This window comes from Enterococcus raffinosus, assembly GCF_018917525.1.
Taxonomy (GTDB): Bacteria; Bacillota; Bacilli; order Lactobacillales; family Enterococcaceae; genus Enterococcus_A; species Enterococcus_A raffinosus_A.
Genome location: NZ_JAHLOS010000032.1, coordinates 40,149 through 54,445, shown reverse-complemented (window position 1 = coordinate 54,445; position 14,297 = coordinate 40,149). Strand labels below are relative to the sequence as shown.

The following is a 14,297-nucleotide window of genomic DNA, read 5'->3' as shown; positions in this document are numbered from 1 at the left end:
TTCTTTTCTTTCTAGCCATCGTGTACTCACCTCTTGATCTTATTGTAGAAAAAGAAAAACCGCGAAGCAACCACCTACCTAGGATTAATGGTTACTTACACGGTTTATATTACACTCTCATTTTATATGTCCACTTCTACATTATTATTCACATGTACCCTTTAATTACCGACTATTAAACTAGTTTAATATTACCTTAAAATCGCTATTTTTATATTGATCAATGATAATTTGATTTCTGAAAATAGAAGAAAGTGTTCGCCCATCAACTCTAGATAAATCTAAGTCTTCCCTAAATATGATTTTCACTTGTTCTTTGACAGAAATTAAAACATATTCCTCAATTTTTTCATACAATTCATCAATATTATCGTCTAACCAATTTTTTAGTTCTTCAAAATTGTCATGAGTTATTTTTTCTAATCTTATACCGAAATAACTTAGAAGTTGATCACCCATTATTAATGCAATAAAATAGTTGCTAAATCTTCTAATAGCTTGAATTTCAGAATTCATAGAATTTTTTTTCCTGTAATTATCACAATATCGATAAATTTCTACTGCTAAAACCATCTGTGAGGCATTTAGATTGGAGAATATTTCTGAGTAATAGGTAGAAAAGTGTTCACTTTTCTTACTCTTTGCAATATTAGGATGCTGTCTCCAGACTGTCAAAATAGCTTCTGCCGCCACGGATGAAGGTATTCCTGCGCTACTAGAGTTATCTCGTTTACGTTTGTAGTTATATCCTAGCAATTCAGCGTCCTTCTCCAAAGAAACTTGCATATCTTCATTTGCTTGTAGGTCTCTTAAATCAACAGGATTTTGACTATTTGTAGCTAAAGTAATATCTCTAATTAAATCTTTATCATCATCAACCGAATATATTCTTACTAATACTGATACATCAGAATAATCTCTGTCTGGATTATTTTTAATTGTATCATGAATAGTTTTACAAGTTTGCCCACCGTTGATAATTTGCAAATCATCGATTTTTAATTTCCAATCTTTTTCTGCCAAATAATTCCCCGTAAATTTTTCACAAGTGATTGTAATACCGTTATTGTAGAAGAAGAAATTAGTATTTTTTTCCTCATCAAGTAATGTAGTTCTTATTGCATCATTTACTTTGTTTTTCCCTAAATAATTTCTTATGTTCTTTTCCAAAAGAGTGTCCCCAAACTCTTCAACTAATCGATAAACTTGCATAACATCTATTTTTCCAACAATTACGGATTTATAATTGAAATCTTCTCTCAAGGCAACTCCATTTAAATCCAGTTGTGTAGAAATTTTCTTATGTTTGTTACTACTACGTAAAATATCATCATGGTTATAGTGTTCAAAACAAATCTGAGAAGAATTAGAGAATGCATTATTAATAAAATCATCTCCCTCTCCTTTCCACCGTAAACCATTATTCAAATTCACAAAAGTGATATCTGGAATATATCCTTCATCTAGAAAAGATCGAATTTCATCAACTACTGCTTTGCTGTTATCGTTCAAAGCCATTGATTTTGATGGATCGAAAATTGTTTTTATTGAATTGATTGATTTTTCTATCGAATTTGAAGGGAAATTGGAATCTTTTTCCAAATCTCTAACATACTTTGACTGAAAAAGAACAACTTTTATAACACTTTCCGATGCTTCTTGTATTGATGCTGCATCAAATCCGCCATCCCTACCTCCATCAGTTACGCAAGAGTTAGCGCTCTCCACATCAATATCTAAATAAGAAGCTACACCTAAAATTAAAAATGCTTTTGATAGCGCCCTTGATTTATCTAGACCATCAAATAGTTCTGGTGATTCCTCCAACATCTTTTTCACTTGGTTATCAACGATTTGTTTATTAATATCAAATACCAATGTTATCCCTCCGTTGTTCTATATAATTAAATCAACTTTTTCATTATAATATCACAGAAAAACCTGAGATACTATTAGATTTCACTTCATCAAAACATCAGTTGCTGATTAAGAATATACTCTTAACCAAGTAAATCTTAAAAATATTATGAAACAGAACTACTTGGCAATTTAACGACAATCAATTTAGATTCTTCATGTCTCTATAATGAAGAAATAAGATATGTTAACTTATTATGCAGGTATGATGTATAAGTATGCTCCTGTGTCACATTTCACTTTAGTGTCAATTACCTTGTCATTCCTAAATTCTTTTTTTCATATCACAACACACAATTTATTGAACAAAACATTTTTTATAAGAGGTTACAATAAATTAAGTTCTATATTAATCCGTATTGATATCTCTGGACAATGTTTTTTTATAGCAGGCATCTTTAAAAATATCAAATTTTCTATACAGAGTCTTTTTCATACCTTTTCTATTATCTTTGTTTTTGCATTTAATCTGGACTAATTTAAAAACTAATTCTGAAGAGTGGTTTGGAACTTTAATACTTCTTTTCCTTGGAAATTCAACTTCAATAGTGCACTCTCCATTAGCAGTTTTAGTTTCAAACTCATAGACTATCTTTAATGAAGATAAAATTAATGAAGAATGATAACCCGTATCTTGTAAAACTTCAGTTTCATGAAGAGAGTCCCCTTCAAACCTTGCCATTCTTACTTTATCTTGCATCCATTGCAGATTATTCGTCAACTCCTTATCAGGATCAAATAGAATATCAACATTAGTTATTTTAGAAAATTTGAAAGTATCACTTTCATCTAATGTATCGTCCACAAAATTCAATAAAAAATTAATTCTGTTTTCATTTGTAAAATTTCCAAACGTTATTGACTTTTCGGAGCCTTTTTCAATATATCCTTCTGTTTCTAAGATCCCTTTGGCTTCTTTCAAAATCAAATTATTCAATTCTTTTGTTTCTTCAGAAGAATGTTCAGAAGAGAGAATAAGATTTTTTGAATCATTATCTACAGAAAATTCAAGTGAACCAACATGTATACTCTCTTGGTTATACCAGTCTTTTGCATAATTTTGTCTTATAATTTTATATTCATAAACTATACTATCTTTGTATCGACTAAAAGTTCCCTTATCATAGATTTCGTAATTTTCGGTATCCCATCTTTTTAAATCAGTTATATCTATTTTATTGAGCATAGGAATTGCTTTGATAACCTTCGTTTCTTCGTTGAAACTATAAGTTTTGCTTCTTCTTTTCGGAATAGATTCTCGATCTTTTCTACGCTCTCTCAGTTCATTGAATTCATAAGGTGATAAAAGTGATGTTAACATTAATGGAATTATCTGATCCTTATCTTTTGAATTAATGAAAATACCTTTTTGAGCTAAACAACTCCTTATTTCAGATATACTGAGTTCTGAGGCAGTAGTTATTAGCGGTTTTAAAGTATTTCCAAATGGAAGTACAGTTTCAGTGTTCTTTAATTTCTCTCTATTCATATTATTTTCTCCCTAATGAACTAATTCCTTCGTTAAAAGATAGAACTTCTACATTTTTAATAAAATCATCTGTTTCGAATAATCCCTTAATGCTACTAGTATCGTTACCATTATCTAACTCATTATATTCTGGGTATAAGATATATGTTTTCTGAGGCCAATCGTTTCCTAAAACTTTTGCAAATCCGAGTACTTTTTTTAAAGATTCAGCACTATAGTTTTCATTAAGAAATACTGCAAGAGAAGGTTTTCCTTCTTTCGTTACCCTAATAGGTAACATATTAGTTGTTAAAAGTTGGACAGGAAAAATTTTCCCACACGATTTCATTCCTGTAGGATCAGTATTATTGTACCCGGTAAAATGATATTCAAAATTATAATCATCAAAATGATATTTCGCATAATTTATTACCTTAGTAATAAAGAACAATTTTTCATTGTCCACTAAATAAATCGGCCCAAAATCATATTGATTTGTGTTTCTGAAATTATAAATTTCTTTTGTGATACTCTTGCTATCCTTTTCATCCTTAGCAAGCCAAAATAGAACTCCTGATAATTTTCTTTCAAGGATATGATTCATTTTTTTTGCTCCATAGTTTTTATCTAAGGGAAAACAATCCATCCACTTTGCTATTTCGTATAAATGCTCTTTAAACTTAATTGAGCTCTTTGGATACTCATTAACAGTGTGTTTCGTCGAAAAAAGAATATCTTCTTGGACAGAACTACTAAATAGATTGCTTCTATATCTAAAGTACCCATCCACACCATGAGTACTAGATTTTGATTCGTGCTCTTCTTCAACACAGTCAATAGTTATATTTTTTTCCGCAGATTCCCAACCTATAAGGTTTAAAAAATTTATTACAATTCGTTCACCATAATCACCAGAACTTTTTGACTTTTCACCTGACACTCAATATCCCTCCAAATATTTATTTTTTTTTATTATAAAAAGTTTTTATATAGTACATATTTTTTTCCTCATCATATCCCTCCTCTACACAATCAAAGCTCGAGATACTCAAATCTACTCCTGTATCTAATTTATAAGTTGTTCTTGGCTTAAACTTACTACGGTCAAAAGTATCGCGATCAATAGAAAAATTTTCTATTGGTAATAAATCATTTTGTTTCTCATAATCATTTTTATATTTTAAAAAAACTTTTTTTTCTTGGTCATCTTTAAAGGTTCTCTCACTAAACAGAGATTCGTTATATTCATCAGATAAAGATAAATAGTTCGCCGCTTCTTTTTTAAATTTAAATATATCTTTAGAACTTCGGTCTAACTCTTTTTCTAAAATATTTTTAGAGAAATCATTTACCAGTTTTATTATTTCTTTAGTCTTAACTGAGTCAGTTTGTGTTCTCCTAACATTCAAAAAATTCTCTTTCCAATATTTTGCTATCTCTTTTTCTTTTCTTGAAGATGAATCAATGATGAAGACTTGCAATTCTTCATTATACTGTTCGTTGAGTATGAGGCATCCTTTATCTATTCTGTTTAAATTCAACCCCTTTTCACATGAAAAAGAAAAGAAGTCGAGTTTTGATTCTATTTTCAAAAAAGTATCCATATTTTCAGCTTTGAAAATACCTAATGCTTTTTTTTTCTGTTCATTATCAACAAAAAGAGCCATATAAAAATCACCTGACTTAATGTTGACGTTTGCTGAAGTATTGTAAAGATGCTTAACAATACTAATTGATTGCTCATAAAAATTATTTGGATCTTGAAAAATTTTTTTAGAAAAGCAATAAACTTCATTCAAATTTAAATCTGAATCATGATAAAAATGGTGTTCTTCTCTATTTGTAAAAAGTCTTAAAAAATATTTTTCAAGAATACCTCTCAGATTTTCATTTTCTATCCTATCCTCTTGATTCGATAAGTGATATGATTCGTCTCTTAATTTATTTCCTACTTTATGAATTACAACTTTATCTAAAAATAATTCTTCAAAATCTAGCATATCTGACTCCTTTTTAAAAACACTATTTATTTATCATTTTACCAAATATAATTTTTATTATAACTATTTTGTGGAAACATTCATTTTGAACGGCTGAAAAATCTTTTTATAACTTTTTTAATTTTTTATCTTTAGAAAACAGAAAAGCGTCCAAAAAATTATTTTATCAGTTTTTGGATACTCTATTTTTTATACTTTCTTTAATGGTTAGGGTGTCAAAAGTCATAGTTAACGGAGAAATTGAAGATTAAGATGGTATAATTACTTCAACAAATCATTAGTAGAAGGTGATTAATATGGGGTTCAAACGAAATGATGAACATCAGCTCGATTTATTAAACGATACCTTTCTCAGAACTTCAGAACGAACTCAAAAAATCGTTGAAAAATCTTGGGCAAGACCATTTGCCGAAATTATTTTTTCTTCGATTAATGAAGACCGTTTTGAAGTCTTATATAGCGAAAATAAAGCGACCAGACCTAATACACCTGCCAATATAATGATTGGTTCTCTAATCTTAAAACAAATGTTTTCCTTGACTGACGAGGAGTTGCTTGAAAGTGTGATTTGCGATGTTCGTTTTCAATACGCGCTTGGTACAACCAGTTGTAAAGAGCAGCCTTTGAGTGATCGAAGTTTTAGCCGATTTCGCGAACGGTTATACAATTACTATGAAGAAACAGGGACAGATCTAATCAAAGAGGAGATGGAATCCTTAGCGGATACCTTCTGCTCTTTTTTTGATCTTCAACCAACGATGAAACGAATGGATAGCTTTTTAGTAGCCAGCAATTGTCAAAAAACTAAATCGATACGCTCTTTTTTATAGATGTGTATCTAATTTAGCAAAAACACTGCACAAACTTGGTGCAGATGAATTATTAAAAGAAAAAGAGCATTATTTAAGCAAAGATTATTTCAACAAGGTCGTATTCTATAATAAGCATAATGATATCGAAAAAGACTGGCAGAAATGTATTGGAGACGGATTGATGCTTCTGCAAGAAACCAAAGAATTATTAGAAGAGAACCCCGACTACCAAAACTTAGACCGATTAATTAACGAACAGATCACTTTCGTAACAGGTGAACCAAAATTAATTAGCAAAAAAAAGTTATCACCAAACGCTTTACAAAATCCTAGTGATCCCGATGCAAGCTACAAAAAGAAAAATAGAAAGACATATATCGGCTATGCAGCAAATGTCATCGAGACCTTTAATCCAACGCTAGCCCTCATTACCTCCTACGAATTTGAGAAAAACACAGTTAGTGATTATCAATTTATCTACCGTTTTATTGAGCAGTGGGACCCAACAGTTCCTTGCACACTGATTACAGATGGAGGGTATGGAAGTGAGGAAACGTTTGTAAAATCGGTTGAAAAAAATATCGATTTATATACAACCGCACTAGGTTCCAAATCTCTTCAAACTTGGGAAACCGATTTTTTATTTGATAAAGAGACACATGAACTATTGCGTTGTCCTCAAGGACACACACCTAAGAAAACAAACTATTATGAGTATCTTCAACAAACCAGATCCACCTTCGATAAGGCAACATGTAAAGCCTGCCCATTCTTTAAAGATTGTGTATATCAAGAACAGAAGAAAACAGCAGTAGTAATAAAATCAGAAAAAACTGTATTTCGAGCACAACAAGTTCAAAAATGGCGACCAAAGAGTACAAAAAACTTGGAAATCTTAGAAATGGCATTGAGGGAATCCCCTCAGTTATGAGAAGAAGATATAAAGTGGACACAATGCCATTCAGGGGACTCATACGCACAAAAATAGATTTCGGATTCAAGATAGGTGCAATAAACGCAAAAAGAGCAATCAAAAAGATAAAAGAATCAACTAGTTTCTATTTTCAAAACAAAAAATCGCTAAGAAGAACAAGCTGTATCATCGGGCTTGTTCTTCTTAGCGATTTTTTTGTGCTTTTGACACCCTAACCTTTAATGCAAAAAAACTCGAAACGCTGATATAACAACGTTTCGAGTATATGTTTAAGTACTACCCCACAGACCCTTCCATCTCATACTGAATCAGACGGTTCAACTCCACAGCGTATTCCATTGGTAATTCCTTCGTAAATGGTTCCACAAATCCCATAACGATCATCTCCGTCGCTTCTTGTTCAGAAATTCCGCGACTCATTAGATAATACAATTGTTCCTCAGAAATTTTTGAAACCTTCGCTTCGTGCTCTAAAGAAACATTTCCATTCAAAATCTCGTTGTACGGGATCGTATCGGAACTTGATTGATCATCCATGATGATCGTATCGCACTCGATGTGGCTGAATGAACCTGCACTGTTTCGTCCGAAGCGAACAGTTCCGCGGTAGTCTACCGCGCCGCCGTCTTTGGCGATGGATTTTGAAACGATCGAGCTGGAGGTGTTTGGTGCGTTATGGATCATGCGGGCACCGTTATCTAGCACGATGTTCTTGCCGGCTACGGCGATCGATAGCATCGTACCGCGGGCGCCTTTGCCTTCCATGTAAACACTTGGGTATTTCATGGTTACTTTTGAGCCTAAGTTTCCATCGACCCATTCCATTGTCGCGTTTTCTTGGGCTTGACCACGTTTCGTTTCCAAGCTGTAAACATTGTTTGACCAGTTTTGGATCGTAGTATAGCGGCAATAACCGTCTTTTTTAACGAAAACTTCTACGACTGCGGCATGCAGGCTGTCAGAAGAGTACGTTGGTGCGGTACAGCCTTCGACATAGTTAATACTTGCGCCTTCGTCCACGATGATCAGTGTCCGTTCGAATTGTCCAGTGTTGGCCGAGTTGATTCGGAAGTAGGACTGGATCGGAATATCGGTCTTCACGCCTTTTGGTACATAGATAAAGGTTCCGCCTGACCAAGCTGCTGAATTTAACGCAGCCAACTTATTGTCTGATGGCGGTACTAATGTTCCGAAATATTCTTTGAATAATTCAGGGTATTCCTTCAAGGCTGAATCGGTGTCCGTAAAGACGATCCCTAATTTGGTGAACTCGTCCTTCATGTTGTGGTACACCACTTCTGATTCGTATTGGGCAGAGGCACCCGCCAAATAAGCACGTTCTGCTTCTGGAATCCCTAAACGTTCAAAGGTCGTTTTGATTTCTTCTGGTACATCATCCCAATCACGAGCAGGTTTGTCGCTGGAACGGATGAAGTAGTTGATTTTATCGTAATCCAGTTCGGATAAATCTGGTCCATAACCGGGCATCTCTAATTTTCTGAATGTTTCTAAGGATTTCAAACGGAAATCCAACATCCATTCTGGTTCTCCTTTTGCGCGGGAGATCTCGCGAATGACTTCTTCCGATAGACCTTCACCAGTCGTAAAGACGGGTTCGATATCATCGTGGAAGCCAAATTGATATTCCTCTTGCATTTCAGGTACACTCATGTAGTCCCGCTCCTTATTCGTATTAATGTATTTATTTTCCCTTCAGAAAAATAAGTTTGATTCTCATGCCGTATACCATTCTACTAAATCTGCTAAAGCAGAAAGTAGAACTGACATCCTCATTCATATTAAAGTATTTATCTTGCTAATCTTTATGATATTGCCCTTCCCGAGCTTTGCCTTGTTCATCGGTCAATGCTTTGCCTAAGGCTTTCCACGCTAAGGTCGAGCATTTGATGCGGGCTGGGAATTTTGCGACCCCGCTAAGCATTGCTGCGTCTCCCAATGCTTCTTCATCCTTTTCAGGAATCGGATTGCCTTGAACCATTTGGGCAAAAATAACTGCTAAATGTTCTGCTTCTGAGACTGGTTTGCCGATTACTGCGTCCGTCATCATAGAAGCACTAGCGGTTGAAATCGAACAGCCGCTGCCGGAAAATGCGATATCTGTGATCACGTCGTCTTTGACAATTAGTTCAAGCTCGATCACGTCGCCGCAAGTAGGATTGTTCATCTCGATCGTTTTCGTAGAGTCACTTAGCTTTCCACGATGATGAGGATGAGCGGAATGATCCAAGATCACTTGCCGATATAAATTGTCTAATTTATTTAGCGCCATCTTTGAAAAACTCCTTCGTCGCCTGAATTGCTTCGATCAAACGGTCCGCATCTTCTTTCGTATTGTAGAAATAGAAGCTGGCCCGCGCCGTCGCTGGCAGATTCAAATAATTCATTAACGGTTGCGCACAGTGATGACCGGCACGCACCGCGATCCCTTCCATATCCAAAGCAGTTGCTACGTCATGAGGATGGATGCCATCCAGATTAAAGGCAATCACACCGGTATGATGTTTTGGATCTTGTGGTCCATAAGTCGTGATTCCGTCGATCTCATGTAGCTTCGGTAAGACGTAGTCAACCAATTCTTGTTCGTAGCGATGGATATTCTCCATCCCGATCTCGTTCAAGTAATCAACCGCTGCGCCTAAAGCGATGGCTCCTGCGATGTTCGGTGTGCCTGCTTCGAATTTCCATGGCAGTTCTTTCCAGGTACTATCAAACAGATTGACAAAATCAATCATCTCGCCGCCGAATTCTACCGGTTCCATCTGTTCTAACCATTGACGTTTGCCATATAATACACCGATTCCCGTTGGTCCGCACATCTTATGCCCGCTAAAAGCAAAGAAATCGGCATCAAGTGCTTGAACATCAACGGCCATATGTGGAGCAGCTTGCGCACCATCCACGATCATTACCGCGTTATTGGTATGAGCCATTTCTGCTAATTCTTTGATCGGATTAATCACACCCAGCACGTTTGACACGTAGGCCAATGAAACGATCGCTGTTTTTTCGTTGATGATGTCTTTTGCGGCTGCCATATCAATGAAGCCTTGATCCGTTAATGGCAAATAACGCAAAACTGCACCTTTGCGTTCGACTAATTGCTGCCACGGAATAATATTAGAATGATGCTCCATATAAGAAATGACGATTTCATCGCCTTCTTTAATAAAAGCCTCACCATAACTGCGAGCCAACCAGTTCAAGCCGGTGGTCGTTCCACGCGTGAACAAGACTTCTGCTGTTTCCTTCGCATTGATAAAGGCTCGGACTTTTTCGCGACTATTTTCATAATCGGCTGTCGCCCGTTCAGCTAACGTATGCACCCCACGATGAACGTTGGCATTGTCATGTTCATAATAATAGCGCAAAACATCCAAGACTTGCGTCGGCTTTTGCGTGGTCGCCGCATTGTCTAAATAAACAAGTGGTTCGTCATTTACTTCTTGGAAAAGAATCGGAAAATCTTTTCTAATAGTAGAAAAATCCCTCATTATTTACTCAACTTCCCTTCGATCGTATCGATCAGTTGCTCTTGAGTGGCTTTAACTGGAATAGCAGTAATAACAGGTCCTAAGAATCCGCGAATAACCAAACGCTCCGCTGTCGCGCGCTCTAGTCCGCGACTCATTAAATAGAAGAGTTCATCTGGGTCAACCCGACCAACGCTGGCAGCATGTCCGGCAGTAACTTCATTTTCATCGATCAGAAGAATCGGATTGGCATCGCCGCGAGATTTCTCAGACAGCATCAATACACGACTTTCTTGTTGTGCGTCCGCACCCTTCGCTCCTTTTAAGATATGCCCGATCCCGTTGAAGGTCAAGGTAGATTTATCAAGAATAACTCCGTGTTGTAAAATATGCCCGATCGTATGTGGGGCCTTATTGGTTACATGAGTATCGATCCCTTGAATCTGTTTGCCATCGCTGATCGCCACGATCTTGACTTCTGAATGTGAGCCTTCACCCACCAAATCAGAATCAAAGTCTGCAATCACATTGCCGTCATTCATAATACCGATTGCCCAATCGATCATAGAATCGCGCATTAGGTAACCACGACGGTTCATATAAGTCGCGATATTCGTTCCCATTGAATCTACCGCTGAGAATTTCACGCGAGCACCTGGTTTCGTGATCACTTCGACCACTACGTTCCCAGAAAGTTTCTTCGCTGTCTCGCCTTGTGATTCAAAACGTTCTAAGTAAGAGAACTCACTATTATCTTCAGCCACGATCAAGACGTGCTTGAAGAAATGCACATCGTCATCGCCGTTATGCAAGAAAAGACTTTCGATTGGTTCTTCGATCACCACGTTTTTCGGTACATATAGGAAGATCCCATTGTTCATGAAAGCGGCATGTAACGCCGTCAATGAATTTTCTTCAACGGGTACCGCTTTTTGCATGTAGTATTCTTTGACTAATTCAGGATGCTCTTGCATCGCTGTCACTAAATCAGTGAAGATCACCCCTTGATCCGCAAGCTTAGGTGAGATTTGTTCGAAAACAGTCGTCTCCCCGCTTTGCACGATCATCGGATTGTCCTTCATTTGATCAAAGCTTGGAATGGTCCCCGCTGCTTCTTGATGCTCAGGTTTTACATTATAAAGATTCCAACGAGCGAATTTTACCTTTTCAATCACTGGTAAAGGCAGCTCATCGATTTTTGTTAACGCATTGACCCGTAGATCGGTCATCCATTGAGGTTCGGCCCATTCGGCTGAGAAAGCTTTGACGGCCTCAAGATATTCTGTCCATTTTTTCATCTATCTTGCCCTCCTAAACTTCTTCTTTGTAATCGATACCTAATTCAGCAGAGATACCTGCGTAGCCTTCAGCTTCTAAACGTTTCGCTAATTCTGCATCGCCAGTCAAGACTACTCGGCCATCCATCATAATATGCACCACATCAGGTACGATGTAGTTCAATAGACGTTGGTAGTGGGTAATGATCAACGCGCCAAACTCTTCGCCGCGCATTTCATTGATCCCTTTCGCTACGACCTTCAAGGCATCGATATCAAGTCCTGAGTCGATTTCATCTAGGATTGCAAAAGTAGGTTCGATCATCAATAATTGTAAAATCTCATTGCGTTTCTTTTCCCCACCAGAAAAGCCTTCGTTCAAATAGCGTTCCGCCATTTCTTCCGGCATATTCAACAATTCCATTTTTTTATCTAATTTTTTCAAAAATTGCATCACGGTGATTTTTTCATCTTCTTCACGACGAGCGTTGATCGCTGCTCGCATGAATTCAGCATTACTGATTCCCGGGATTTCGCTTGGATATTGCATCGCTAAGAATAATCCTAGACGTGCGCGTTCGTCGACTTCCAAGTCTAAGATATTTTTTCCATCGAAAAGGATTTCGCCTTTCGTTACTTCATAGTTTGGGTTGCCCATGATTGCTGCAGATAAAGTTGACTTACCAGTCCCATTTGGTCCCATGATGGCGTGGATTTCGCCTGTCTTCATCTCAAGGTTTACGCCTTTTAAAATTTCTTTATCGTCAATGGCAACGTGCAAGTCTTTGATTTCTAAAACTGACATGAAAGTACCTCCAAAATTTTTTTCTCGTTCTCACATATTTTAGACTAAATGAGAATGGAATACAAACCGATTCACCAATTTTCTTCTAAAAAACTATCCTTTATTTAGAATAATTATAAAAATGCTTTTTCTCGACTGAACTAATCAGAATCTGTAAAGAGTTTTTGTAAGAACGCTTCCTCGGTTAATTTTTCTGTCGGCTCCTTAAAATGAAAGAAAGCCGGCTTCTGATCATAAAAAATTTCCGTCGTCAGCTTCGCTTGATCGATTTCATCAAACAAGCCTACTGGAAAATAATATTCGTCATCTGCCAAGCTATGATAAAATAGACTGCTGCCGCATTGTTTGCAAAATCCCCGTTCCGCCCATTCCGATGACAGATACCGCTGAATCTGTTCTTCTCCATCAATCTCAACATCCTTTGGCAACACACCCGCTAACGACAAGAATGGTCCACCAAAGAATTTTTGACACATATGACAATGGCAGACAGTGATTTCTGGTTCAACTTCTTCTATTGTAATCGTCACCGAATTGCACAAACAACTTCCATTTAGCTTCATATAGTCCATCCTTTCGAGCTGATTTAAAATTTATATTTCCAGTGTAACAGCTAGTAGTTAAGTAAAGTATGATTTTTTTTATACCTTTTCAGTAGAAAATAGGCTGAAAAAAAGCGCTGAAAGGTTTTACTCCTTCAGCGCTTAATTAAATTATTTATCAACTGGTTTTACAGAACCGTCCCATTTTTCTAAGATCCAATCTTGAACATCTTTTTCATGTAGGACTTTGTTCAGTTTTTCAATCCGAGGATCGTCTTTATCCTCTGTACGAACGGCTAAAATGTTGGCATATGGAGAAGTATCTTTTTCAAGTAAAACGGCATCCTTCACTGGATTTAAACCAGCACCATAAGCGAAGTTGGCATTGATCGCTACTAGATCGCCTTCATCATTGCTGTAAGTCGTTGCTAGCAAAGCAGGGTCAATTGAATGATCGAATTTTAATTTCTTAGGATTTTCAGCAATATCATCAAATGTTGCTGTTTCCAAATCAACACCGTCTTTGACTTTGACTAAACCAGCATCTTGCAGGATCGTAATGATGCGTCCCCAATCTGATTCAGAGCTTGAAGTGATCACTGTCGCTCCCTCTTTTAAATCTTTGATGTCTTTGATCTTTTTAGAGTACAAGCCCATTGGTTCGATATGAACAGCACCCGCATCCGTGAATTTGTAGTCATTTTCTTTCACTGCCTTTTCAAAGAAAGGTTTGTGTTGGAAGTAGTTTGCATCGATATCTTTGTCTGCTAGCGCTTTGTTTGGCAACACATAGTCATCAAATTTTTTGATTTCCAAAGTTACGCCTTCTTTTTCAAGCAATGGCTTTACGTGCTCCAAGATTTCCGCATGCGGAGTTGGTGATGCACCGACGACTAATGTGTCTCTCTTTTCTTTACTGCTGCTGTCTGCTGAGTCTGAACCGCCATTTCCGCAAGCTGCCAAGCCGACTGTTAATAACGCTGCTGCCGCAAAACCTAAAATTTTCTTTTTCATTGATAGTTCCCCCTATATTTTTGGATTTATTTTTAAG

Annotated in this window: 13 protein-coding genes; 2 read left to right on the top strand and 11 right to left on the bottom strand. The window is 36.6% G+C overall.

The genetic code is table 11. The annotated features are described in order from the left end of the window. Positions 1–180 precede the first annotated feature (180 nt). From KQI58_RS16900 to KQI58_RS16885, 4 genes are all read right to left on the bottom strand, one after another. A complete protein-coding gene (locus tag KQI58_RS16900; RefSeq protein ID WP_216410193.1) occupies positions 181–1,878 on the bottom strand; it encodes an AIPR family protein in 1,698 nt (565 codons plus the stop codon). 388 nt (positions 1,879–2,266) lie between these two features. Continuing rightward, positions 2,267–3,406 (bottom strand): GapS4b family protein, encoded by a 1,140-nt coding sequence (gene gapS4b, locus KQI58_RS16895; protein ID WP_216410192.1) that lies wholly within the window; start codon positions 3,404–3,406, stop codon positions 2,267–2,269. Position 3,407: 1 nt separating this feature from the next. Further along, complete coding sequence (gene gapS4a / locus KQI58_RS16890; protein WP_216410191.1) at positions 3,408–4,325, bottom strand: GapS4a family protein; 918 nt, start codon at positions 4,323–4,325, stop codon at positions 3,408–3,410. Positions 4,326–4,344: 19 nt separating this feature from the next. Beyond that, positions 4,345–5,385, bottom strand: coding sequence for a nucleoid-associated protein (locus tag KQI58_RS16885; protein ID WP_216410190.1), 1,041 nt, complete (start codon positions 5,383–5,385; stop codon positions 4,345–4,347). A 296-nt stretch (positions 5,386–5,681) separates the two neighbouring features. Between KQI58_RS16885 and KQI58_RS16880 the strand changes: the two genes are divergently transcribed. Both KQI58_RS16880 and KQI58_RS16875 read left to right on the top strand, forming a co-directional pair. Then, positions 5,682–6,215, top strand: coding sequence for a transposase (locus KQI58_RS16880; protein ID WP_253296004.1), 534 nt, complete (start codon positions 5,682–5,684; stop codon positions 6,213–6,215). Positions 6,216–6,378: 163 nt separating this feature from the next. Next, a complete protein-coding gene (locus tag KQI58_RS16875) occupies positions 6,379–7,128 on the top strand; it encodes a transposase (RefSeq protein ID WP_216410189.1) in 750 nt (249 codons plus the stop codon). Between the two features lie 279 nt (positions 7,129–7,407). On the opposite strand, the gene sufB is transcribed toward KQI58_RS16875, so the two are convergent. The 7 genes from sufB to KQI58_RS16840 form a co-directional block, all read right to left on the bottom strand. Further along, entirely contained in the window at positions 7,408–8,802 is a 1,395-nt protein-coding gene (sufB, locus tag KQI58_RS16870) for a Fe-S cluster assembly protein SufB (RefSeq protein ID WP_161169054.1), read from the bottom strand. 145 nt (positions 8,803–8,947) lie between these two features. Next, the gene (sufU, locus tag KQI58_RS16865; RefSeq protein WP_016180486.1) at positions 8,948–9,421 is read right to left on the bottom strand and encodes a Fe-S cluster assembly sulfur transfer protein SufU; all 474 of its coding nucleotides are present in this window, start codon (positions 9,419–9,421) and stop codon (positions 8,948–8,950) included. Next, the gene (locus KQI58_RS16860) at positions 9,408–10,643 is read right to left on the bottom strand and encodes a cysteine desulfurase (protein ID WP_216410188.1); all 1,236 of its coding nucleotides are present in this window, start codon (positions 10,641–10,643) and stop codon (positions 9,408–9,410) included. Before KQI58_RS16860 ends, sufU begins: the two co-directional genes overlap by 14 nt. Continuing rightward, entirely contained in the window at positions 10,643–11,920 is a 1,278-nt protein-coding gene (gene sufD, locus KQI58_RS16855) for a Fe-S cluster assembly protein SufD (protein WP_216410187.1), read from the bottom strand. The genes KQI58_RS16860 and sufD overlap by 1 nt, the downstream gene beginning before the upstream one ends. Before the next feature lie 13 nt (positions 11,921–11,933). After that, positions 11,934–12,704: a Fe-S cluster assembly ATPase SufC gene (gene sufC / locus KQI58_RS16850; protein WP_216410186.1), complete on the bottom strand. Its 771-nt coding sequence runs from the start codon at positions 12,702–12,704 to the stop codon at positions 11,934–11,936. Positions 12,705–12,844: 140 nt separating this feature from the next. Next, complete coding sequence (locus KQI58_RS16845) at positions 12,845–13,267, bottom strand: GFA family protein (protein WP_216410185.1); 423 nt, start codon at positions 13,265–13,267, stop codon at positions 12,845–12,847. Positions 13,268–13,417: 150 nt separating this feature from the next. Further along, positions 13,418–14,260, bottom strand: coding sequence for a MetQ/NlpA family ABC transporter substrate-binding protein (locus KQI58_RS16840; RefSeq protein WP_216410184.1), 843 nt, complete (start codon positions 14,258–14,260; stop codon positions 13,418–13,420). Between the last annotated feature and the right edge of the window lie 37 nt (positions 14,261–14,297).

Coding starts and splice junctions, on each gene's coding strand:
- gapS4b (WP_216410192.1), bottom strand. CDS start 3,406: ATGAATAGAGAGAAATTAAAGAACACTGAAACTGTACTTCCATTTGGA.
- KQI58_RS16885 (WP_216410190.1), bottom strand. CDS start 5,385: ATGCTAGATTTTGAAGAATTATTTTTAGATAAAGTTGTAATTCATAAA.
- KQI58_RS16880 (WP_253296004.1), top strand. CDS start 5,682: ATGGGGTTCAAACGAAATGATGAACATCAGCTCGATTTATTAAACGAT.
- KQI58_RS16875 (WP_216410189.1), top strand. CDS start 6,379: ATGCTTCTGCAAGAAACCAAAGAATTATTAGAAGAGAACCCCGACTAC.
- sufB (WP_161169054.1), bottom strand. CDS start 8,802: ATGAGTGTACCTGAAATGCAAGAGGAATATCAATTTGGCTTCCACGAT.
- sufU (WP_016180486.1), bottom strand. CDS start 9,421: ATGGCGCTAAATAAATTAGACAATTTATATCGGCAAGTGATCTTGGAT.
- KQI58_RS16860 (WP_216410188.1), bottom strand. CDS start 10,643: ATGAGGGATTTTTCTACTATTAGAAAAGATTTTCCGATTCTTTTCCAA.
- sufD (WP_216410187.1), bottom strand. CDS start 11,920: ATGAAAAAATGGACAGAATATCTTGAGGCCGTCAAAGCTTTCTCAGCC.
- sufC (WP_216410186.1), bottom strand. CDS start 12,704: ATGTCAGTTTTAGAAATCAAAGACTTGCACGTTGCCATTGACGATAAA.
- KQI58_RS16845 (WP_216410185.1), bottom strand. CDS start 13,267: ATGAAGCTAAATGGAAGTTGTTTGTGCAATTCGGTGACGATTACAATA.
- KQI58_RS16840 (WP_216410184.1), bottom strand. CDS start 14,260: ATGAAAAAGAAAATTTTAGGTTTTGCGGCAGCAGCGTTATTAACAGTC.